Source organism: Lentibacillus amyloliquefaciens (assembly GCF_001307805.1).
Classification (GTDB): Bacteria; Bacillota; Bacilli; order Bacillales; family Amphibacillaceae; genus Lentibacillus; species Lentibacillus amyloliquefaciens.
In genome coordinates this window covers 474,542-496,447 of the sequence record NZ_CP013862.1, presented here as the reverse complement: position 1 = coordinate 496,447, position 21,906 = coordinate 474,542, and the positions used below count along the sequence as shown (strand labels likewise).

Genomic DNA, 21,906 nt, shown 5'->3' with positions numbered 1-21,906 from the left:
ATATGAATCTAACATCACAAATTACTTAGTAGATTAATCCATTAAACACATCCCATGTTTAGAATGTGTTTAATGAAACTATTTACTTTATGTTCTATTAATAATTCTAATTAGTAAATTCCAAAACCTAATTTCCCTGGATTCATAATACCTTTTTTATCAATTAATTGCTTTATACCTAGCATTACCTGGAATGACTCTTCATATTGGTCTTGCATAAAACCGCCTAACTTAAAACCGATTCCATGGTGTTCATTTAATATTGCCCCATTATCTAGATTAATTTTTGTACATTTTGCCATCAATTCATTATGAAGTCTAAATGCTTCCTCAGGATCTTCTGGTGGCGTTTCAATGTAAAAACGATCGTATATCATTGTCCCCCATGGATACCAATGTGAAAAGTGTGCTGTATATTTTGCATCCCATTGTTTATATTCAGTTTCTACTAATTTCTTTTTCTCGTCATATATTTTTTCAATTTTATCATAAGTTGTGACTGTTTCCGGTGTTCCATAAAGAAGTGGAAATGCTGGATGAACTGGTGGCTTATATGCAACATATCTAGTATCCCACCAGTGCTGACCTAATTCTTCTCCTAAATCTTCTCCGTTTTTCGAAACACAAATTTCAGCAGCCTTTTCAACTTCTATATCTGCAATTTCTTTTATACCATCAAACATCATGACCATATAATTTCCTTCTAGTTTTACACCTGTTGTATTCAATGACTTTTCTGTTGATCCCGGATCATATAATCTAATAACAGCAGGTTTCAATCTGCTAGTCATAATTTGCCTTCCAGCTTCAATGCCGTCATGTATAGTTGGGAATTTAAACGCTCTAAATACTCGTGCTTCTGGCAGGGGATCAATTCTTATGCTTACCTTTGTAATAACACCCAGTGTACCTTCCGATCCTACAAAAAGGTCTAACAATCCTGGCCCCGCCGCATGATTTGGTACTGGCAGCGTATTGATTATCGTCCCATCAGGTAATACTATCTCTAACGACAATACCATATCTTCCGCTTTACCATATTTTGTAGACATTACTCCTGAACCACGAGCAGCTAGGTAGCCACCTAATGTAGCGATATCTACTGATGATGGATAGTGAGCTAACATGTAACCTTTTTTATTTAGCTCTTCCTCTAATACTCCACCGTATATACCAGCTTCTGCCGTTAACACCAAAGATTTTTCATCAATTTCAATTATTTTATCCATTCTTGTTAAATCTAGCACAATGCCGCCTAAAAGTGTTGATGCCCCTCCAGCACTGCCAGATCCTCCACCACGAGCTACAACAGGGACTTTATACGTGTTACAAATTCTCACTACTTTTGATGTCTCTTCTGTAGTTAATGGTCTTACTACAAAGTAAGGTAAGGGCATTTCTTGTTCTCTTTCCCTCCACATGTGAGTTAACCATGTGTAATCAACTGATAATTCTTTTCTAGTTTCTGAAGTTGTCACGACGTTATCTTGGCCAACTACATTTTCCAACTCAGATTTGAACATTTCTAGAGCATATCCTTTTAGTTCCATTACTTTTTCCTCCCAAATTAAATTAAATCGCATTATAATTGTATATACGACTATACATATAATTTCAAACGATATCAATTATTTCAACTTGCTGCTTTCTTGCCTCTAATCCGTAAAATAAATTGTTTAATCAAAGGCATGAAGATTGTTAATAGTGATAATACAACAAATACTAATGAGATAGGTTGCGTTAAAAATACAGACCAGTCTCCATTAGAATTGATTAAAGCTTTACGTAAATTTGGTTCAGCTATTGGTCCTAGAACAATTCCAAGGAGCATTGGAATAAGTGGATAATTTAACTTTGTCATAACAAAGCCAATTAAACCAAAAATAATCATAACTTTAACATCAAAAATCGTATTATTTACTGCATAAGAACCAACAAAACAGAGTGTAATTAAAATGGGAATCAATACGTTCATTGGAATAGACGTTACTTTGGCAAATAGACGAGAAGCAACTCTTCCTTGAATAAACATAATGATATTTATAACCAATAAACCAATCATTATCCCATACATTACATCTGCGTGTTCTGTAAACAATTGTGGCCCAGGATTTAACCCTTGAATTAACAAAGCACCTAATAAAATTGCCGTCACCGTATCTCCTGGAATACCTAGAGTTAACAATGGTACAAGTGTAGCCCCAGTTACCCCGTTGTTTCCAGCTTCACTTGCAACAATACCCTCCATTGATCCTTTTCCATATTCCTTTTTGTTTTTAGAACTTCTACGAGACTCATTGTAACTCAAGAAAGAAGCCAATGGCGCACCTGTTCCTGGAATCATTCCAATAAATGTACCTATAAAAGTAGATTTAATAATTGTCTTCCAGTATTTAAACAATTTCCAAATGGACTCTGGCTTGTCTAAAATTTTTGTTTGCTTTGGCTTACTTATAACATGTGCCGTTTGTGATTGAATGAATATTTCAGTTATTGCAAATAACCCAACAAGAACAGGGACTAAAGCAAGTCCACCTAATAAATTCACGTTACCAAATGTAAAGCGGGGTACTCCAGATACCGGATCCATCCCTACAGCAGCAACAAACATTCCTAGAAAGCCCATAAATACACCTTTAAGAACCGACTCAGCACTTACTTTTGCTATCATTGTTAAACCAAATAATGCTATTGCAAAATATTCAGTAGGTCCAAACTTTAAAGCAAACTTTGCTAATTGTGGAGCAACAAACATTAGGATTAAAGCACTTATAAATCCAGCGATTGCTGATGCAAATACTGTTGCTCGTAATGCCTCTCCAGCCTTTCCTTTTTTGACCAACTCCGCACCGTCAACAATGGTCGCCGCAGATGCAGGTGAACCAGGAGTTTTTATTAATATAGCAGGAATAGAAGCGCCATAAATCCCACCACAATAAACACTTAGCAAGAATAAAATACCTGTGGTTGGTTCCATACCAAAAGTAATTGGCAATAAAACAGCAACCCCCATTGTTGCTGTCAAACCAGGTAGTGCTCCAAAAATAATCCCTAACGTTACCCCAAGAATCATAAATATAATATTGTTAAGTGAAAACACATCATATAAACTACCAATTATTACTTCCATACCATTGATCACCTCCTGATCATGGAAGTTGAATAGATAACAATTCTCTAAACACATAATCTGTTAATACGATAAACGCAATGACAATAATATAAGAGTACCACTTTCTTACCGATAAAACTGCCATAACCGCGACCATAGCTATAATAGTTGAAACAACAAAATTTAAATACTCAATTAACACAAAGATATAAATGAGCATAATGAGAAGTACAATGAGCACATTCCAATAATTTGGTTTGACCTGCTCCTTAGCTGCTTCCTCTTCTACTAACTCATCATGCTCTTCTTCGGTACCTTTATTGAAAAATGTCTTTGCAATAATAGATATACTAAGGATTATCATGGAAACAGCTAACACTTTAGGAAAGAATGCAGAACCTACACCTGAAGACACCGCACTTTCTTTTATACCAAAAGGAATTAATATTAATAAAAGGATACTAACTATTAAAAGAAAAAATCCTGTGTACCTTTCTCGCTTACGTTCCGTCATTATTATCACTCCAAGTTTTTAAACAGAAAGTAAAAAAAGGCTCTGTACAGTACCCATCATAAGAAGTTTTATACTTCTCATTGTTACTGTACAGATTCGAGCTCTGAATGAGGTATTTATATTATATTCTTTCTATTAAAATCATTCAGCTATACCTGATTCTTCGATAATTTTTTTACTTGTTTGATATCTAGTTTCTATTGTTTCCCCTAATTCTTCTGGCCCTGCAAAGGCTGGTTCCAGGTTAGCATTCTCCATTTTTTCTTTGAATTTCTCTGAATCCATCGTCTTTTTGAAAGCATCAACAATAATATTTAATGTTTCTTCTGGAATACCTTTTGGTCCAACAATTGACGTTTTAGCATCCATCTCTGGTAAGTCTAATTTACCTTCAAGTGTAGGAGTGTCTTTTGGCATATAAGCAAAACCTTCACTACCACTATTCCACGCGATTCTCACGTCACCTTCTTCAACATACGGAAGTAATCCCGGAATTTGTAAATGCCCCCCGTCAATATGTCCTCCAAGTATATCGTTGATAATTGGTGCTGCACCTTCATAAGGTACGTGTTTAATATCAATGTTTTCTTTTAATGCTATAGCTTCCATCACAATATGGTCTAACGTGCCCACTCCTCCAGTAGCATATTTAAATTCTCCTGGATTATCTTTGGCGTACTGCACAAAATCCTCATATGTGGCAATATCATTTGATGTGCCTACTGCAAATGCAGTTGGTGTTGAAAGAACTTGTAACACTGGATCAAAATCGTCGTATTCATATGGTGTTTGTCTAATGCTAGGACTTTCTGTTACAGGAACTAAGGGTGATATAAGTAAAGTGAAACCATCTGCTTCAGCATTAGCTACCTCAGCTGCACCTATTGTCCCAGTTCCTCCTGGTCGATTCTCTACTACTACTTCAGCACCTTCAGGTAAATGATTGACTGCCTCTTCAGCAAGTAATCGTGCTGTTACATCCGTTATACCACCTGCAGACCAAGGCACAATTAACTTTATTGGCTTTTTAGAGAAGTCTACCGCTTCCTCTTCAGAACTTGCTCCGCTATCTTTCGATTCATTCCCACATCCAGCTAGCAATAATACGGATACTAGCAACGAAAATACAATAAGCATGAATTTGTTTCTCATATTTCTAACAACCCTTTCTTTTTTAATGTAGTAAACGTTTACATCAAGTGCGGATATACGTATATACGACTAGTCTTTTTTATAGTACCACCTCACTTATAAAATGTCAAAATTATTTTTCCCTTCATAACTTAGGGTCAATTTTAGAAGTCAAATATTTTATTATTAATTGACCAATTTATTTGAACATAATAAAACCCTACTGTTGATAGATTCTTCAAATAGACTCCTTATAGTTAGTTAATAGTAGACCGATTCGAAGTTTTTCATAGATCTGATGAGTTCTCTCAAAAGTACATCATAACCTTCATTGTAGAAGTTGTTATGTTACTCATATTTTAATTAATCAAGATTCAGTGTCCTTCATTCACAAACTATTAAACGATTTTTCATTTGATTGTTTGAGTATTGCGGACAGTTTGATTACAGCCACTTTAATACACCACCCCTGCCGTAGTCATTACCAGTAAATGAGACATCGTTTACCGGTTTACCTTCTGTATAATTAATGAACATGAAGGGTGTGACTTTGTTAAGCAGGAGTTATGTTTTATATGATTCATTGTCGGAAGATATTGGCCTTAGAGGTATTGTCGTAAGTACAGGTAACTCTTATTAGAGATTATCGGTTTGAAAGTTAGAAGAGAGGGTATGACGATTTTTAATTGAAGAATTCCTCTTCCAGGTGAAAAGTTTATAGGTCCCCGGATGACAACCATTGGATTTTGATTATATTTATAAAGAGTTTGCGAGACCTAATATGATACTTTTACTTTTCCAGTATGAATATGAAGTTAAGTGCCAGTCATAAGAAAAAGTAGATCTCTTCAAGTCATACCCACTCAATCCAAGAATGGCACCCTTCTAATTATGTCATTATTCATTGTGATTCGAGAGTCTTAAACTATAAGAAAACTTATCTCCTCTAAAATATGAGTTAAATAACTCTACAGGGACATCATTTTCCAAATATGAAATTCTATTAATATAAAAGAAAGGAATATGTGTAGGGATATCTATGATTTTATTAATGTTAGTATCTGTTGAAACTTCCATACGTTGATTGGCATAAGAAATAGGATAATTAATTGATTCTAAATAAGCATAAAGAGATTTTTTTTCTAAATCTTCCTTACTTAAATCTTTCAAGAGGTATTCCGGTAATATTAATTCCTGATAACCATAAGGCTTATCATCTATATATCTAATTCGATTTATTTCAAACACTGTAGTACTTTTTTGTAATTTCAGTTCATAACATTCATAATCAGTTGGCAATCTTTTTTTAAACTTGATTACTTTTGACGACGGCTTCAATCCCATTGAAATCATATCTTCATGAAACCCAGTCACTCTATTTAAGTTTCTTTCAATCTTATCCCTAGATACGAACGTTCCTTTTCCATGTACTCGGTAAACAAGCCCTTCTCTCACTAATTCTGTAATAGCTCCTCGTGCAGTCATTCGAGATACTCCGTATTCTAATGCAATTTCATCTTCAGTTGCAATTTTTTCCTCCTGTTTATACTCTCCTTTTAATATCATTTCTCTTAAATCCATAGCTATACGTATATACATGGGAATGTGTTCTCCATTATCATTTCTTCTTATTATTTGTTTTACACTCAAACTTTATTCCCTCTTTTCTATAGTTTATACAAATCTGAATGTTTTTCACATATTAGATTATTATTAGCTATTATAGAAATTAGCTTGATTACTATAAACTTATTTTATCCAACTATACTAGTATTTAACCTATAAGTCTAATTCTTGTCAACCAATGACAATATTATTTGCTGTCATTTTATACGGGAATGTTTATCTAGATATGCGGCAATGTTCTAAGTCACATGCAGCGGGATTTTCAGGAAATTAAAAGGAATTGTTCTTGAGACCTCGTGTCGATATTAGACAACTACAAACAGATAGCAGAGTTATACACCAAATTAAGATTTGTTGGGACTGTCAATAATCCTAAATAGATGGAAGATAAGGGGGAAAAGAAGAATCCACTAATGTTCAGTTAAAGCAAATGGCCAACGCCGGTATGAATCAGTATATCTCCTGAAATAAAGCAAATGTCTTTCAATCAAAAGAGCAACTTCGGCAACGTTTGGTATAGCTGATTTGTAGAGAACCACTACCAAAACAGAAGAGGTGTCTCCTACTATGATAGCGAATAACGACAAAAATAAGCAACTACCAGATGAAATAAACATGACATTTAAAGAGCTAAACATGCTAAAACACTTGCGCAATGCAGGCATTACAAAGTACTTTGGCTTTTTCCTGTGTTTACATTTTTCGGTGAATATTTTGTTTAAACTTATGAAAACAAAAAATGGTTTAGATGGTCTAGGAGGCTGTCCGATGGATCAAAATTTGTGAATGTATATGCATTTACATTGTATAATCAATGTATACTCTAATTGAACATTAAATGCAGCCTTGAAATAAATTCAGTATATTATAATAGTTTGATACAATTATACTATAGGCTAAGATTGTAACTATTTTAGAATCGGATTAGGTTTTGATTAAAATAGTAGTTCAATTACTACCATTATACCTTTATAATAATTGGTAATTGATGATACCTAAATATCGTTTAATTTAAAAGGGTGGTTCATTTGAATAATATTCTTGATAATCTACTAAAGGAAAATAAAAAACCTAATTTAGAAGACTTTATAAATGACTTCGAAAAGGCAGAATACCTGCAAAAGTTATTAATTAATATGAGCACTAACGACGGGCCAACACATGACGACCATTATGCAGAACTTAGAAGGTACTTCATGAAAAATGCTAAAACTAAACAGTTGTTACCTCGCTATGTAATAGATAAAAGAGATCTCTCTCAGTTTTGGCAATTTATAAAGAATAAGTTCCCATCGTATGCTGAAAGAAGAGAATTTATATGGAATGATTTTAATAAGCTGCTAGAACACCTTGAAAATCAAGAAGATTCACCATTAATTGGGTCAATTGATGAGAACTTGCGAATATTTAATTCTGAACATGTTCTTAACTATTGGAACACGGCTATAGAGAGAAAAGAAAATGATCCTGAAGGTGCTATAACTATATCCAGAACATTAGTGGAAGGTGTTCTAAAGAATATATTAGATGAAAAAAATATAAATTACAGCAAAAACGCTAATTTACATGATATATATAAGTTGGTAGCTAATGAACTATATTTATCGCCTGAACAACATAATCTACAACTCTTTAAACAAATCTTAGGTGGATGCTCATCTATTGTTAATGGTTTAGGTAATTTAAGAAATATACATGGTGATGCTCACGGAAAAGGGAAAGTACGATACTATAAACCTTCTTCTCGTCACGCAGAACTAGCAGTTAATTTAGCTGGTTCTATGTCTTTATTTCTTATACAAACCCACCGAAATGATGGTTAAAATTGTTCCCATTAAGCATATATGACTTGACCTCCTCATATACATAAAGGCCTTGTTTTTCAACGTAATCGTAAAATAATCCTTACATCCAAATGGAAATTATTTGACGCTTACGTATAAAAGAGCATCTAAAATGAGTGCAACATTGCGTTAAAAGTAACCAAACAACAGACAGTCCTTAGTAGGTATTATACAGTTCGCCCGTCTTATTGTACGAGAAGCTTTGATTGAAATCGTATAAATGAAGACATTTAATAATGCAATTTGCACTCCCTATTTCTAGCTATCTTTTACAACTTAGGAAAGCCAAAGGTAATTATCTCCTAAACTTCCACCTCCATTTCTTGTTTTAGACTTTTATTTGCCTGTTGCTTTTCCTTATCTCGAGTTATATTCCATTCCAACATTTCAAATTCACTTATTTCTCTTTTCGATAACTCCCTCTCATATGCAACAATTCCATGGTTCCCTTTTTCTTCAATAAAATCAACAAAGCCTTTAGGCTGACATCCTACTGAAACAGGACAGTGCAGCATTTCATACCAATACAAACCATCTTCATAATTCGTTTGTTGTTGTTCTAAATCCTTATTATGCTCCTTTATCAAATCTGGTTCTATCATACCAATAAATTCAATCGAAGTTTCACGAACACCTTCCAAAAGCTTGCTTTTATCTTCCATTTCTTTATTTTGTGTCCAGTTTGCAAGATATGGCAGCGAATAATCGCTTGTATCAATATTAAAATAAGAGGCAACCGCATAGGCGGTCATTTCCGCTTGGTATTCCTTTTCTTCAGCTGGCATAGTTTTATAATTTACATTTTTGGGATTATGCAATCTAGCATGTGCCAATTCATGCAGTAATGTTTTCACATTCTGCAACTCCCCGTTACGTGGATTCAATCCAATATGACCATTATTATTGTCAGTACTAGAATGATAAAAGACACCCTTTGCAGCACCTAATTCTTCGAATGGTTCCCCAATCGAAACATTCAATTGTTTCCCGATTTTATACATGGATTCCAGCATCACATCGTAATGCTTCACGTCTCCTTCCATCCATTTGTTTGGAAAAATCTTCGGCAAATCACTCGCTTTGGCATTCGTTTGACTCACATCGAATACATTCCCAACGGAAAAATAATGCTTACTCTTTCGCTCTTCCAGCTTTCCTTTTTCAATCTGTTCTCTTTCTTGTTCTGTTGCATATTTCATGTTTTTCCACTTGCCTTCAACCGTTTTGAACTTTGGAGCCGTTTTATTTGGCACCAAAATTTTTAGGGCTTTTTCACCTTTTTGCACCTGGAAACCTTTCTCTTTCCAGAAGTTATAGCTTCCAACTGCTTGTGCTCCCTTAAATTGACCTTGAATTAAAGCGGTATTACGTAGCGAATAATTATGAAATTGCGTCATAAATTTCAGGTACTCCGCCATTTTTTCTTCACTTTGAAAATAGGAATCAATAGAAGTATCCATCGTTTCAGTTAATTGTTTCACTTCTTCCCGTTTTTGTTCAATCGTTTTACGCTTCATGCAAATTCATCCTTTCGTGAAATAGAAAAGGCCTCCCTTTAAAAAGAGAAGCCCGACATCACATGTCCATATCATGCTTATGTTGTTTCGTATTTTTATTCAATAGCTCATTTCGCTTTTCTTGTAACCATTTTTGTTTCGTCTCCTTATCCAACAAGTCACCATTTGGAATGGTTGGATTATGTTCCAGAGAAGAAATATCCTGTAAAGCAAGTTCTTCTGGGCTTTTAGCGAGTGCAAAGTTAAATTTTTTATCGTTTTCCCGTTTCCAAAAAGAGAGGCAATCATCATAAAAGTCATCTAATAATTGCTCCGTTCGATAATCTTTCTCTAAGAGATTTTGCCCCTCAAAACCAGCAGCATAATCAATCTCTCCTGTTTTGGGAACATAAACAATGGTATCTTCTTCCGTCTCGATATAACCGTCCTCACTTTTAACTGGATGTATGCCTTGTTCCTGAATGTAATCCTCTAGTTCAAGGATTGTTGTTGCGTGTTCTGTTTGCGAAATATAATCAAACTCAACATCTAACTCCAATCCCTTAATAAGATATACGTCAGAATTTCCAACATACATTTCCCTTTTATCTTTTTCCATGAATTTTTCATCCTTTCCAGACAGAACAAAATCGCTGACGCGACTAACTCACGTCCCAAGTGAAGGTTTAATCACTTGGGATGTTTCTCGCTCTAACCATAGTGCCATTGCAATGCGGGCAATGAAGCTCCACATCTTCTTCATTATTTTTATCCACACTAAATTCACCGATGATATATTCTGGAACTTCATCGGTTCCGTTACAGTCTAAGCATTTGAATAAGACAATCTCTATGTCTTCGTCCAACCCAAATGGGTCTTCCTCATCCAACCACTTATCTATTTCGAATGAGGCTTCATCCTGCTTTCTTTGGTTTGCCAATACCGTATTTCCTCCTTCTGTCCCTTTCACTTTCTTCCATGTAATGATAGATCCACCCATAGCCAGCATGCCATATACCTACAAGTTCCATCTCTCTATGACAGCAGGGACATTTAAATGGGTCCTTTTCAAATGCTTCCATCATCCGTTGACGATATGTTTTCTTTTGACGCTTCTTTTCTAGAAGCCATGTAATTTGTTTGCTTCGCATGAACGAATGAAGACTTAAAATCTGCCGGGCTTTACGATGCGATCTTCTACTGTACAACCCAAAGCGACCTACCATCCGAAAGTGTTTAGGTGGTATGTGTTGTAAGATTTCAAAGATGAACCGATAGACGGAAATTCGTTTATCAATTCGTTTTCCCGTTCTGTGATCTTCATACCAGTAATGAACGTTTTCTCCGTCATAACCATCTACGCGATATTCTGCAATAGCGGGGCGAGCTAAATATCTGCCAATGTACCGGGCAACTCCCTTGGCATTCGTTATCTTCTTCTCGGCGTTCACATAAAATCCGTTTGGATATCTTTTATACAAATCGTTGATAAGATCTGTAACCGATTGATTTGAAGGAAACCACTTTTTTAGTAAGTCTAATACAACTTTCTGCCATGATTTTCTTAAATACTCATACGGAATATACCCGTTGTTGACCCATTCATTTTGATTATCCAACGCCCCTTCAGTCACTAATGCGTGAATATGTGGATTGAACTTTAGATCTCGACCAAATGTATGAATGACGGTGATAATACCTGAACGAAAGTCTCGCTTTTTACTTTTTTGGTAGTTATGAAATTGGAAGACCTCGGCAACTTGCTTACTTAACTCATTAAGTTTTTTTCGATCATGGTAAAAGACGTTTCTTAACTCTTTTGGAATGGTAAACACCATATGGCGATGCGTTACATCAAAAACCATTTCCTGCTGCTTATCCGACCAATCATCTGTATACTTCTTTCCGCAACGATGACAGAGCCTGCTTTTACAGGTGAAATAAACAAATTTCGGAGACGGATTTCCTTCACAGCCTAAACATTCATATCGAGCAAAACCTAAATCGCGTGTACCACAACGAATGGTTTTCTCAACAGTTTCTTTAATATGACTGCGATAGGCTTTAGGGAAATGACCAGAGTGCAGCTCCCAAAACCCGGCGAAATGTTCTTTTAAAATTTGTTTAATAACACCTGTCCCTTTTTTCATCTTTTTCTTCTCCTCTATTTGTTGCTTGTATTTTACCATAAAAGTTATCCACAGATATCAAATTTTATAATTTCCTAAACAATAAGAAAAACCGGGCAAAAAGCGGCCCGGTCCTTTTCTTTCTATCGTAATTAGAGGAAATCCGATAATTTATACTCTTGTCCATGTATTCCTTTATAATACTCTGGATACATTTCTCCACCACAATGTTCACAGCTAAATCTTGGTGGTGTCGTTTGATCTCCTCCATCCATCAAATCAAAATCCCTTACAACGTCATAAGGAATTTCTTCCTCCTCATGACACGTTAAACAATGATAATTGACAAACGTCTTCTTTGGACGCAGATGGTCGGTTCCTTTTTTCTTCTTTTTGTTTCTCTTGCCCGGTGCCTTCGAGATGGCAAATCACCCTTTCCATATAGCTTCTTGCTTCTTTCGTAAAAGCTATTTTTATTTCTAGTTTTCCCTCTTCAAGACAGACTTCTCCCATGTAATCGTAATAGTTGTCGCAATGCGGACAAATCATTGGATCTTTTTGACCACTAGAAATAATACGCTCCCTCCAGGTTTGGCGGCGTAACGTCTTTTTCACTTTTAATATCCAGCGTTTTGTTCCTTGCTGCCACGTAGCTAACAGCTTCTTACTTAGCTTTTTACTTCTTCTTGAATACATGCCATAATGGCGGATCGTTTTGAATTGTTCATCCGGGATATGACGTATTAAACGGATGATAAACTCTTCCACTGTAACCGTTTCATGCTTTTCTTTCCCGTCTGTCTTGTCCACATACTTAAAGGTTACGGTTTGACCGTCATATGCCTCGATCCGATTTGTTCCAATCGCGGGTCGACGAATATAACGGGCAATATATCTCAACTGTTCTTTTATTTTTCCTCTTTGTTTTGGGGCATACACATAGAAGCCTTCCCCATTTGCGGAAAAAGCCTTTTGTAATCTTGGCTGTATCCTTTTCTTCTCTTGCTTCGTTAAATGCTTTCGGATGAGCTTTAACACCACGGTCTGCCACTGCTTTCGAAGCATCTGGAATGGAATAAAATCATACCCTTTCCATTCCCCTTTTTTCGTGATTCCTCCCATCGTCACCATCATATGTATATGTGGATTGAAGTTCACTTTGGAACCAAATGTATGCAAGCCAACTATAATCCCTGGTGTCACCTTGGCTTTCTTCTGAAAATAGTCTGTCATTAATTTGGCAGCTTCGTCCATAAGCGGTTTTAGAAGCTCGCGGTGCCAGAGAAATATATCCCGCAATCCCTCATCAATTGTAAGTATCACATGCCGATGGTTCACTTGTAACACATCTTCTGCCAATAAACGGCTCCATTCCTCGCTTTCCCCGACTGAACAGGTTGTACAAAAGCGTCCCTTGCACCGAAAAGGAACACGCTTTACATCATGGCATCCTTCGCAAACAAAGAGTTTGAATCCATTTTTCATATCTCCGCAGTCCCGAAATTTTTCTACCTCCTTGATGGCCACCGGACGGATTCTTTCTCCATATTTTTTCTTGAATGCCTCCCAATGTTGGTTTGCATCAAAAAAGATGTCCTTTAAAATGTTTTTCACCATATACAAAAAAGATGTCCTTTAAAATGTTTTTCACCATATATTAAAAATACCACAGTGACAGGCACTGCGGTAGACCCAAATTTTATACTTTCCTATCTTTAAAGAAAGGACTTCCAGCCGGAAGCCCCTCACATTTCCATATCATAGTCATTTTCTGTTTTTTTTCGTTGCTTCCTTTTGCCGCATCGTTTCATATCTGATTTCATCCTCTAGCATTACTGCCGGAGGCATAGAGAAATCACTTTCTTTTAACTCGAATGTGAATGACTCATTCTTATCAAATAAGAAAGATTGCAACTGCTGATACATACTAGGCGTCAACACTTCTTCTAGTTGATATACATCCAGCCTATCCTCTAATACATCAGGTTCGTGTACATGGTGCTTGTCCGGATTATACAAACAAACATATAAATCATCTTTATTGGCTGGATCTGGATTCCAGATTCCGCGTTCAATCACATCGCCGGTTTCCTTATCCGTCATCACGATGGTTGCTGGACATTCTAAATCGAACGTTGATATGATTCTATAACTGTTATTCATGCTTACATCACCCCTTTATGCAAAATAAAAAAGACTCCGAAACGGAAGTCAGTTAAATCATTGTGTTCATTAAGTTGTCGGTACGCCATCCAATATGACCTTTTTATTTTTTACATCCAATGGAATAAAGGCTTCCTTATCTGCCCGATAAATCGTTTGAATCACATCCAATGTCATGTCATCAACTTCCATCTCGACCTCTCCGTCTTTCACGATGAACACGACACTTAAAGCCTTGATTTCCTTTATATATCCAACATCAACTACCCGATACTCTCCATTGACAACCATATCCATGCTATATCACCCCTTCTTAAATTCTGGTTTCATTCGCTGTTCTTCGCTGTCATATCGTAAATACGCATCAAATGTTTTGCCTTTCTTACTCTTGAATCCCTTGACTAAGTTGGTTTTGCTGCCTGCCAGCAGTTTTTTAATATTGGTTTCACTGATTGTTTTTCCTAAGAACCGTTTGGGCTGTGAACGTGCATCCATCCTGATAACGGGAGCAACCGTAAAATTTCCCTTTGTCCTCGACCTTCCCTCCTTCCTTACTGCATCTTGGGCAATTTCCAATACTGGATTGCTCTTTTACTTGTTGAAACTGCTGCTGCATTCTGTTTACCTTTTTGGGTGCGCTTTCCATGAGTGATTCCAGCATTTGTTCTATCTTGGAAATAAAGTGATCTTGGGAACCTTCGTTTTGTCCGATTTTGTGTAAATACGTTTCCCATTTGGCGGTCATCTCCGGACTAGCTAAAACGGTCCCTTCAACAGCCTGACACAATATTTGTCCTTTCTTGATGACCGATACTTTATTCTTGTTTATCTCGATATAGTGCTGCTTTTTCAACGTATCAAGGATATTTGCTCTGGTTGCTTCCGTTCCAATCCCTTCATTTTCTTTCAAAGTATGCTGCAGTGCTTCATCGTCGATTTCTTTACCAGCCTGTTTCATAACGTTAATTAATTGACCTTGCGTATAGGCCTTCGGAGGTTTCGTTTTTCCTTCATATAAATCAATCTCAATGGTACAAGATTCCCCTTCTTGCATAGATGGAAGAACCGCCTTGTCTTGTTCAGCTTCATTTTCTGTATCAGCTTTATCTTCTGTAAATAAAGCTTTCCAGCCTTTTTCCAGTTCCACTTTGCCGGTTTTCTCAAAACACAATCCATTAACATCAACATCTACCTTCGTTTCTTCATATTCATAATCACCAGCGAACATCGCGAGTGTCCTTGCCACAACTTCCTGATAAATGTTCCATTCTTTAGCCGTCAGATCCTGCTTGTTCGGTATTTGTTTTGTTGGAATAATGGCATAATGCTCCTGTACTTTAGAACCATTCACATAACGTTTTCGTGCTTCGGGATAGACAATATCCATCGATACGTTTAAACAAGATTGATAGATTGATAGATGGCTTTTCAAGTATGCAAACTCACTCTCCGTAATATAATGACTATCCGCTCTTGGATACGATAATATTTTTTTCTCATACAAAGCTTGTGCCGTTTTTAATACATCAGACGGGCTATACTTCCAGTTTTTATTGGCAGTTGCTTGCAATGTTGATAACGAATGGAGCTTCGGTGCTTTCTTGTTCTTCTCTTCCTTTGTAATCTTTTGTATCGTACCTTGATTTTCACCAGAGGATAGACGATGTGAATCCAAGATATTGACCGCAACCTCTTTCGACTGATAACGCGCTTTCACTTTGGCATCAAACACACCATTCTTGACTTTTACATTGCCAACTAATTCAAAAAAAGGTCTGGAGACAAAATTATCGATTTCCTGTTGTCTTTTATACAATAAATAAAGTGTGGCTGTTTGAACCCTGCCAACACTAAAGACGCCTTGCATCCCTTTCTGTTGTAGCAGCAATGTATATAAACGGGATGCATTCATTCCAACCAGCCAATCACTCAATTGTCGTGTTTGTGCTTCCTGATACAACGAAATATACTCGTTTCCATCTTTTAGCTGATTGAATCCGTTTTGAATTTCATCCACTTCCAATGAATTGATCCATAACCGCTTGGTTGGTTTGTTGGATGCGCCGACCATTTTAATAATACTCCTAGCAATGTTTTCCCCTTCACGATCACAATCAGTTGCGACAATGATTTCATCTGTTCCTGTTAATAATTGCTTCACAACGTTAAACTGTTTCTTTTTATCCTTACCTACTTGAAACTGAAATGTCTCCGGGAATATTGGTAACTTATCTAATTGCCACTGTTTCCAAGATTCACTATAAGCTTCCGGTGGTACTAGCTCTACCAAATGACCAAATCCCCAGGTGATATATACTTTTCCTTGAAAGAATCGATTATCGTTTGCCTCCATGTAGCCATCTTTTTTACTAACATGTTGAAAAGCTTCTGCATAGTGTTTCGCTTGACTTGGTTTCTCAGCCAGGATTGTTACTGTCAACTTCATTCGCTCCTTTTCCGTGTAAATTGTTTTGGTTGCTGCGTTGGATTAATCCTCACAATAAACTTTCTAATTCATAACGGTTTAATAATGTGACGCCGCATGCTTTAGCTAATGTCTTTGCTTGCCTTGTAAAAAAAGAATTCGTAATCACCCACGCTTCATCTGCCTTATAAAAAAACATGGCTGCGAATACTTCACGTACCGCATCCATGCTGACATTGTGTTTATAACCATAGCGTTTTGCCTGAATTACAATTTTATTTCTACCTTTGAGCACCACGTCTGCCCCGTAGTCCCCTGATTGTTGCGTAACAACCGGCCGATATCCCATTTCTTTAAATAATACTTGCAGATACGTTTCAAACTGATATCCCTGCATACGGTCAATATCTTTTATGCCTGACTTTTTCATCAGGTTAAACCGTTTTTTCTTCTTAACTCAACTTTCGCACCAAGAAAATTACAGTAGATTCAACACCCATCAGCGCTTGTTGGATCTGACATATAGTGCTTGACTTTAGGTTAAAACATGAAAAAACACCTCAACTTTTGGTATAGTTGATTTATCCAGAATCACTACCAAAACAGAAGAGGTGTCTACTGCTATGATAGCGAAAAACAACCTAAATAATCAACTGCCAAATGAAATAAAATCGACAATTAAAGAATTAAATGTATTAAAACATTTACGCAACGCAGGTATTACAAAATCTTTTGGCTTTTCGTGTGCTTATATTTTCCAGCTAATCTTTAGTTTGATCTTTGAAAATAAAAACTGGTTCCGGACGCTGGAAAGCAAGAAAGCCGCGGATGTTCCAGCCAAGGATACCGTTTATCGATTCCTGAACCAATCAACGTTCAATTGGCGTCGGTTTCTGCTTTCACTCGTTGCTTATACGATTGGGAAGGTATCAAAGCTGACGCGTCATGACCGCCCGAAGGTTTTCATTTTAGATGATTCATCTTATGACCGGAACCGAAGCAAACACGTGGAGCTTTTGGCGCGCTGCTTTGATCACGCATCACAGAAAATGCGTTTCTATAAAGGGTTTCGTATGTTGACACTGGGCTGGTCTGATGGTGCTACATTCCTGCCCGTTGATTTTTCGTTATTGAGTTCGAAAAAAAGTAAGATCAACGGTATTTCTGAAAGCATTGATAAACGCAGTTCCGGCTACAAGCGCCGACGAGAAGCGTTACAAGCAGCTCCGGAACAAATTCCGGGTATGATTGCACGGGCAACGAAAGCCGGCATTGATGCCTCCTATGTGCTGATGGATTCATGGTTTACACAACAGCCCCTCATTAAAGACCTAACAGAACAAGGTCTTGACGTGATTGGCATGGTCAAAAAACTAAAGCAGCGTTACCTTGTAGATGGCAAGCGTGTTAGCTTGGATCAGCTATACCGCTTGGCTACACCAACCGATGGGAAAAGAGGTATTTTACGCTCCATCCATACGACACAGGCCAATGGTGTGCCTGTTAAGGTCGTCTTTGTCCGCAACCGGAATAAGAAAAGTGATTGGCTAGCGATTTTAAGTACAGACTGTACCTTGAGTGACCAGGAAATCATCCGAATTTACGGCATGCGCTGGGATATTGAAGTTTTCTTCAAAACGACAAAGTCTCTTTTAAAACTTCAAAAGGAGTTCCAGAGCCGCTCCTATGACGCTCTTATCAGCCACACGACCATTGTGTTTGCAAGATATATTGTACTGTCATGGCAAAATCGCTGCAGTACAGATAATCGGACATTGGGCGGCATATTTTATGAACTATGTGATGAGGTTAATGATCTCGATTGGGCTGTAGCGTTACAGCAGCTAATCGAACTTCTTGAAGATGCCTTGAAAAAGACTAATAAGAAAGTACAGCAACTCATCAAAAGTCAACTACAACAATGGATAGCGGGGCTGCCGAACTATATCAAGGTTTACCTGCCTATTTCAGTCTGCGAAAGTTGAGTTCTTAATATATTTAATAAGCATTGGGAAAATAATTAGAACAATCAACATCATAATAAGTAAGAATAGAAGATTATCCATTCATACCACCACCTTTTTGTTTATTCATAGCCATCCATGATACGGTCAAACTCCTGCAAATTACGGTCTTTTTGATAGTCATGAAAGGTTCGACGCATGGCTTTACTTAACTTCATCATGGAAGCATTGAACGCATAAACAGTATGATGTCGATCAGCAAATGCCTCTTGAGCTGAAAGTGAATAGAATCTATTGAATTGTTTCGGATGAAACAATTTATCGTTTTGCGCTTTATCATGCTCGCGCATCTCAACCAGCACTGCATTCCCCATACGCTTCTTCAGATCATCCAATTTCGTTTGTTTATATTGGTCGTAATCACTCCCCTCTCCATACATTTCTTTCATCACATTTACTTCCTCATTCAATTGTTGGTGCAACTGTTTCATGTCTTCTACATGAAATTGCTGCAGATAAATATTCGTAACCTCATCAATATACGGTCTTGCATCATTAATCGATTGGTAGCCATATTGCCATTGTCTTTTATCCGATGGAAGATGCTCCATTGCTTCTTGAAACAATTCTTTTGTTTTGCGATAAGCAGACAAGGAAATACCATTTTCTTTTTTATGATGAACGGTACCACGAACAAGGTCATCAACTTTATTGCGTTCTTTCGTTCGATCCAGTATCATGTTCGCCACTTTGGATTTCATTTTATCCAGTGTCTTTGGTTTACGTTTGGCACGATATTCTTCATGCCATGTTTGGGTTTCCTTATCGAAAACATTCAATTTCTCACGTGTTGGATGTGCTTCCGTTGAAGCAATATGGACGTGAATATTGTCCGTATTGTAGTGTAACGATGCTGTCCATATAGCCGATTTTTCCATGCCCTCTGCCTGCAACACCGTATGCATTGTTTCACGGACAACCTTCCGCATGCTCACTTCATCAACCGTATGGGTTGCTGGATGATAAAGCCCTTGCTTTGCCAACCACTCATTATCAAAACTAATGACATCCTGCCACATGGGTGATTCATTTTGTTGTGCTTTTTGAAATTGCTGCTTCAAGAGTTTCTTGTCATTCTGATTTAACTGATCGTTATCGCTTGTGAACAATTGACCTTGCTTTGCTTCATCATCCATATAATCCATGAAGTCATGAAAAATATAAAAATTATCCGTTTCCTTGGATGATTCATTAACATGGATATGACGTTTGGCATCTTCCCGATCGATATAATTGATATAATCGTTAAACGCATTGGACCCAGGTGTGACAAATTTGCTTCGTAACACAACCGCAGGACTGTTCATATTTTAAGCCTCACTTTCCTGATGCTTTTGTGCTTTTCGTTTTTCATAATCAAGTTTCTTTTGTCGATGTTTATGGATACGTTTTTGAATTAAGTCTTCTGCTTGCTGCATCCCATTTGTTTTATATTTTTCAGTCGTAATCAAATCGTTGAATTCATTAATCAAATAATAATGGTTCATAAACTCTAGAAGAATTTTGGTATCACGATCAATCACATTGCCGGTAACCTGAATACGATGGAGCTTTTCTTGCAGAGCTGCGAACTTTTCATCCATTAATTCCGAGATCATGTTTTGAAACACAACATATTTTTCATCTCGTTCTGCAAAGTAATGATCAATTGCTTCTGTAATGGCATCGGTTTGAGATACATGCTTTTCATTTGCAATGGTCTGTATCTTTTCAACAATGTCTGGCGCCAATCGAACATGCAAACGTTGTTTTGTAGTACGCAAATTAATTCATCTCCTTTACATTTACATTAAACATGTTTTCCAAATAGTCATCTGTTTCTTCAGGGTCAATGTCTAACACAGTGGCTAACAACAAATACATTTTCATGGATTGTTTTTCTAATTGATGGAGCCGTTTGTACGTAATTTCTAGGGCATCACCTACGCTACGTAATGTTAAATCTAAATCTTTTTCAGCGCTTTTAATGCCTTGAAACTGCGCTAAATCTTCCAGGTGTCGCTTTAATAATTCATTCCGTGACACGTTTTGTTTGCTTGCAACTTCCTTTAATACTTGCATGGCTCCTGCATCTACATCACGAATTTTTAAGTCCATTTGTCATCATCCTTTCCATTCTTTTGGTCCTCTCAGTTTGCACAGCAGCTGCATTTTTATCTTTTATTTTCGTTCCATCATGAGCACCACTTTTCCAGGCACCAGTGTAGTAGTAAATGCTCTACTTCAAGCCAAGGAGTGTTGAACAGGATAAGGGGAAAATGCCATCACATAACGTGATGGACTAGGCAGAGCCTAGTTTTTCCGTGCATGTCATATTTTTAGTTTATGGCGTACACTTGGCGCCCTTGCTGGCGTACATTTGGCGTACACTTTCATCACTTAATAATCATTCTTTTCGTTGGATTTTTCCTTATCATTGGATGACTTGTTGGAGCTACTATTGTTCTTATCTTGTTTGTTTTTGTTCGCATCTTGTTGATTACTTTTCGCATTATCGGCATCCACTTTGTCATTTTCTTGTTGCTTATTGTCATTCTTATTTTGCGTTAAAGTATTCAGTTTTTCTTCACGATTTTGATATTTATCCCGGAGATCCTTCACCTTTTTCTTCAGTTTTTCGATTTCACCTTTCGCATCTTCGATGGCTTTATCCTTTTGTTCAATCTCCCGTTCTGTGTCAGCTTGTTCCTCATTTGTTTCGAAGGCCATGTCTTGTTTCAATGATTGTTTCTCTTCTTTAAGTGTCGTAATCAGATCTTCCTGAAATGGTATATCCTCCTCAATAATAGTAGTAATTTCTTGTTTCGTGCGTTCCATATCAGCTATAATATTTTCTTTCTTATATCCCTTATCAGTTTTCGTCACCAAAGACTGATTGATATCAATTTTTCGATAATCACCAACGATAATGACTTCTTCCGGCTCAGGTAAATCTGATTCTTTGATGTCTTGATCGGTCACCGTTGTTTCACCACCTTTATTTTCCAACTGTTTTTTGTACGCTTGTTTCAAGATGTTTTGATCACGATGTTCCGTCACGAATAACCCGATCACTTGAAAGGATTCAGGGACATTTTCAATCTGAACAACCATATTATTGTCGGATTGGTACACCAATTCTGCATTGTATTTTTGACTCTCATTTTGTTCTTTTGCATAAAACGAAAATGTCGGTTCGACAGCATCTGTGCCGGTATGGTTACGTTCCAATGTCACTTCCATCAATTCATTATTCGGGTTATATTCCCAGTCACGGAGCGTTAATGTCGTTTGACTAAGTCCGCCAATTGATTCATTAAATGCTGTTTGGGCAATCACACTGTCGTCATACATCCACGTTTTAGACGTAAAAAAAACGCCAAACGCAAGCCCGGCGATAAGCAATAGACTGATATAGACTTTGTTTTCACGTCCACGATTCAATTTATTTTTCAACTGGTC

The 21,906-nt window shown here is 36.9% G+C and carries 18 protein-coding genes and 3 pseudogenes; 3 read left to right on the top strand and 18 right to left on the bottom strand.

What is annotated here, in order from left to right:
- Positions 1-110: 110 nt before the first annotated feature.
- The 5 genes from AOX59_RS02495 to AOX59_RS02475 all read right to left on the bottom strand — a co-directional run bounded on the left by AOX59_RS02495 (position 111) and on the right by AOX59_RS02475 (position 6,407).
- Complete coding sequence (locus tag AOX59_RS02495; protein WP_068441358.1) at positions 111-1,550, bottom strand: FAD-binding oxidoreductase; 1,440 nt, start codon at positions 1,548-1,550, stop codon at positions 111-113.
- 83 nt (positions 1,551-1,633) lie between these two features.
- Positions 1,634-3,130 (bottom strand): tripartite tricarboxylate transporter permease, encoded by a 1,497-nt coding sequence (locus tag AOX59_RS02490; RefSeq protein ID WP_068441357.1) that lies wholly within the window; start codon positions 3,128-3,130, stop codon positions 1,634-1,636.
- 19 nt (positions 3,131-3,149) lie between these two features.
- The gene (locus AOX59_RS02485) at positions 3,150-3,626 is read right to left on the bottom strand and encodes a tripartite tricarboxylate transporter TctB family protein (RefSeq protein WP_068441354.1); all 477 of its coding nucleotides are present in this window, start codon (positions 3,624-3,626) and stop codon (positions 3,150-3,152) included.
- Between the two features lie 141 nt (positions 3,627-3,767).
- Positions 3,768-4,763: a Bug family tripartite tricarboxylate transporter substrate binding protein gene (locus AOX59_RS02480; protein ID WP_169792848.1), complete on the bottom strand. Its 996-nt coding sequence runs from the start codon at positions 4,761-4,763 to the stop codon at positions 3,768-3,770.
- A gap of 891 nt (positions 4,764-5,654) precedes the next feature.
- Complete coding sequence (locus tag AOX59_RS02475) at positions 5,655-6,407, bottom strand: GntR family transcriptional regulator (protein ID WP_068441348.1); 753 nt, start codon at positions 6,405-6,407, stop codon at positions 5,655-5,657.
- Between the two features lie 543 nt (positions 6,408-6,950).
- On the opposite strand from AOX59_RS02475, the pseudogene AOX59_RS20100 reads away from it, so the two are divergent.
- A pseudogene (locus AOX59_RS20100) lies at positions 6,951-7,183 on the top strand (IS4 family transposase); the annotation flags it as partial.
- A 228-nt stretch (positions 7,184-7,411) separates the two neighbouring features.
- Positions 7,412-8,206 (top strand): abortive infection family protein, encoded by a 795-nt coding sequence (locus AOX59_RS02465; protein WP_068441344.1) that lies wholly within the window; start codon positions 7,412-7,414, stop codon positions 8,204-8,206.
- A 323-nt stretch (positions 8,207-8,529) separates the two neighbouring features.
- Here the strand turns inward: AOX59_RS02465 and AOX59_RS02460 are convergent, their stop codons facing one another.
- From AOX59_RS02460 to AOX59_RS02420, 9 genes and pseudogenes are all read right to left on the bottom strand, one after another.
- Positions 8,530-9,708 carry an ArdC-like ssDNA-binding domain-containing protein gene (locus tag AOX59_RS02460; RefSeq protein WP_237049354.1) on the bottom strand — a complete coding sequence of 393 codons (1,179 nt, stop codon included), beginning with the start codon at positions 9,706-9,708 and terminating at the stop codon, positions 8,530-8,532.
- Positions 9,709-9,802: 94 nt separating this feature from the next.
- Positions 9,803-10,342, bottom strand: coding sequence for a hypothetical protein (locus tag AOX59_RS02455; RefSeq protein ID WP_068441338.1), 540 nt, complete (start codon positions 10,340-10,342; stop codon positions 9,803-9,805).
- Positions 10,343-10,409: 67 nt separating this feature from the next.
- The gene (locus tag AOX59_RS02450) at positions 10,410-10,664 is read right to left on the bottom strand and encodes a hypothetical protein (protein WP_237049353.1); all 255 of its coding nucleotides are present in this window, start codon (positions 10,662-10,664) and stop codon (positions 10,410-10,412) included.
- Positions 10,639-11,874: an IS91 family transposase gene (locus AOX59_RS02445; RefSeq protein ID WP_169792847.1), complete on the bottom strand. Its 1,236-nt coding sequence runs from the start codon at positions 11,872-11,874 to the stop codon at positions 10,639-10,641. Before AOX59_RS02445 ends, AOX59_RS02450 begins: the two co-directional genes overlap by 26 nt.
- 297 nt (positions 11,875-12,171) lie before the next feature.
- Positions 12,172-13,470: an IS91 family transposase gene (locus AOX59_RS02440; protein WP_082684279.1), complete on the bottom strand. Its 1,299-nt coding sequence runs from the start codon at positions 13,468-13,470 to the stop codon at positions 12,172-12,174.
- 147 nt (positions 13,471-13,617) lie between these two features.
- Positions 13,618-13,956: a hypothetical protein gene (locus AOX59_RS02435; protein WP_169792846.1), complete on the bottom strand. Its 339-nt coding sequence runs from the start codon at positions 13,954-13,956 to the stop codon at positions 13,618-13,620.
- A gap of 129 nt (positions 13,957-14,085) precedes the next feature.
- Entirely contained in the window at positions 14,086-14,313 is a 228-nt protein-coding gene (locus AOX59_RS02430) for a hypothetical protein (protein WP_068441328.1), read from the bottom strand.
- 6 nt (positions 14,314-14,319) lie between these two features.
- Positions 14,320-16,456, bottom strand: a pseudogene (locus tag AOX59_RS02425) (type IA DNA topoisomerase).
- A gap of 58 nt (positions 16,457-16,514) precedes the next feature.
- Positions 16,515-16,871 (bottom strand): annotated as a pseudogene (locus AOX59_RS02420) (restriction endonuclease); the annotation flags it as partial.
- Between the two features lie 193 nt (positions 16,872-17,064).
- On the opposite strand from AOX59_RS02420, the gene AOX59_RS02415 reads away from it, so the two are divergent.
- Positions 17,065-18,426, top strand: coding sequence for an IS4 family transposase (locus tag AOX59_RS02415; RefSeq protein ID WP_068441154.1), 1,362 nt, complete (start codon positions 17,065-17,067; stop codon positions 18,424-18,426).
- 101 nt (positions 18,427-18,527) lie between these two features.
- Here AOX59_RS02415 and mobP2 read toward each other — a convergent pair whose 3' ends face one another.
- The 4 genes from mobP2 to AOX59_RS02395 all read right to left on the bottom strand — a co-directional run bounded on the left by mobP2 (position 18,528) and on the right by AOX59_RS02395 (position 21,900).
- Positions 18,528-19,772: a MobP2 family relaxase gene (gene mobP2, locus AOX59_RS02410; RefSeq protein WP_068441327.1), complete on the bottom strand. Its 1,245-nt coding sequence runs from the start codon at positions 19,770-19,772 to the stop codon at positions 18,528-18,530.
- A gap of 3 nt (positions 19,773-19,775) precedes the next feature.
- Complete coding sequence (locus tag AOX59_RS02405; RefSeq protein ID WP_068441324.1) at positions 19,776-20,228, bottom strand: hypothetical protein; 453 nt, start codon at positions 20,226-20,228, stop codon at positions 19,776-19,778.
- Position 20,229: 1 nt separating this feature from the next.
- Positions 20,230-20,562 (bottom strand): hypothetical protein, encoded by a 333-nt coding sequence (locus tag AOX59_RS02400; protein WP_068441322.1) that lies wholly within the window; start codon positions 20,560-20,562, stop codon positions 20,230-20,232.
- Between the two features lie 282 nt (positions 20,563-20,844).
- Positions 20,845-21,900 (bottom strand): hypothetical protein, encoded by a 1,056-nt coding sequence (locus tag AOX59_RS02395; RefSeq protein WP_068441319.1) that lies wholly within the window; start codon positions 21,898-21,900, stop codon positions 20,845-20,847.
- Between the last annotated feature and the right edge of the window lie 6 nt (positions 21,901-21,906).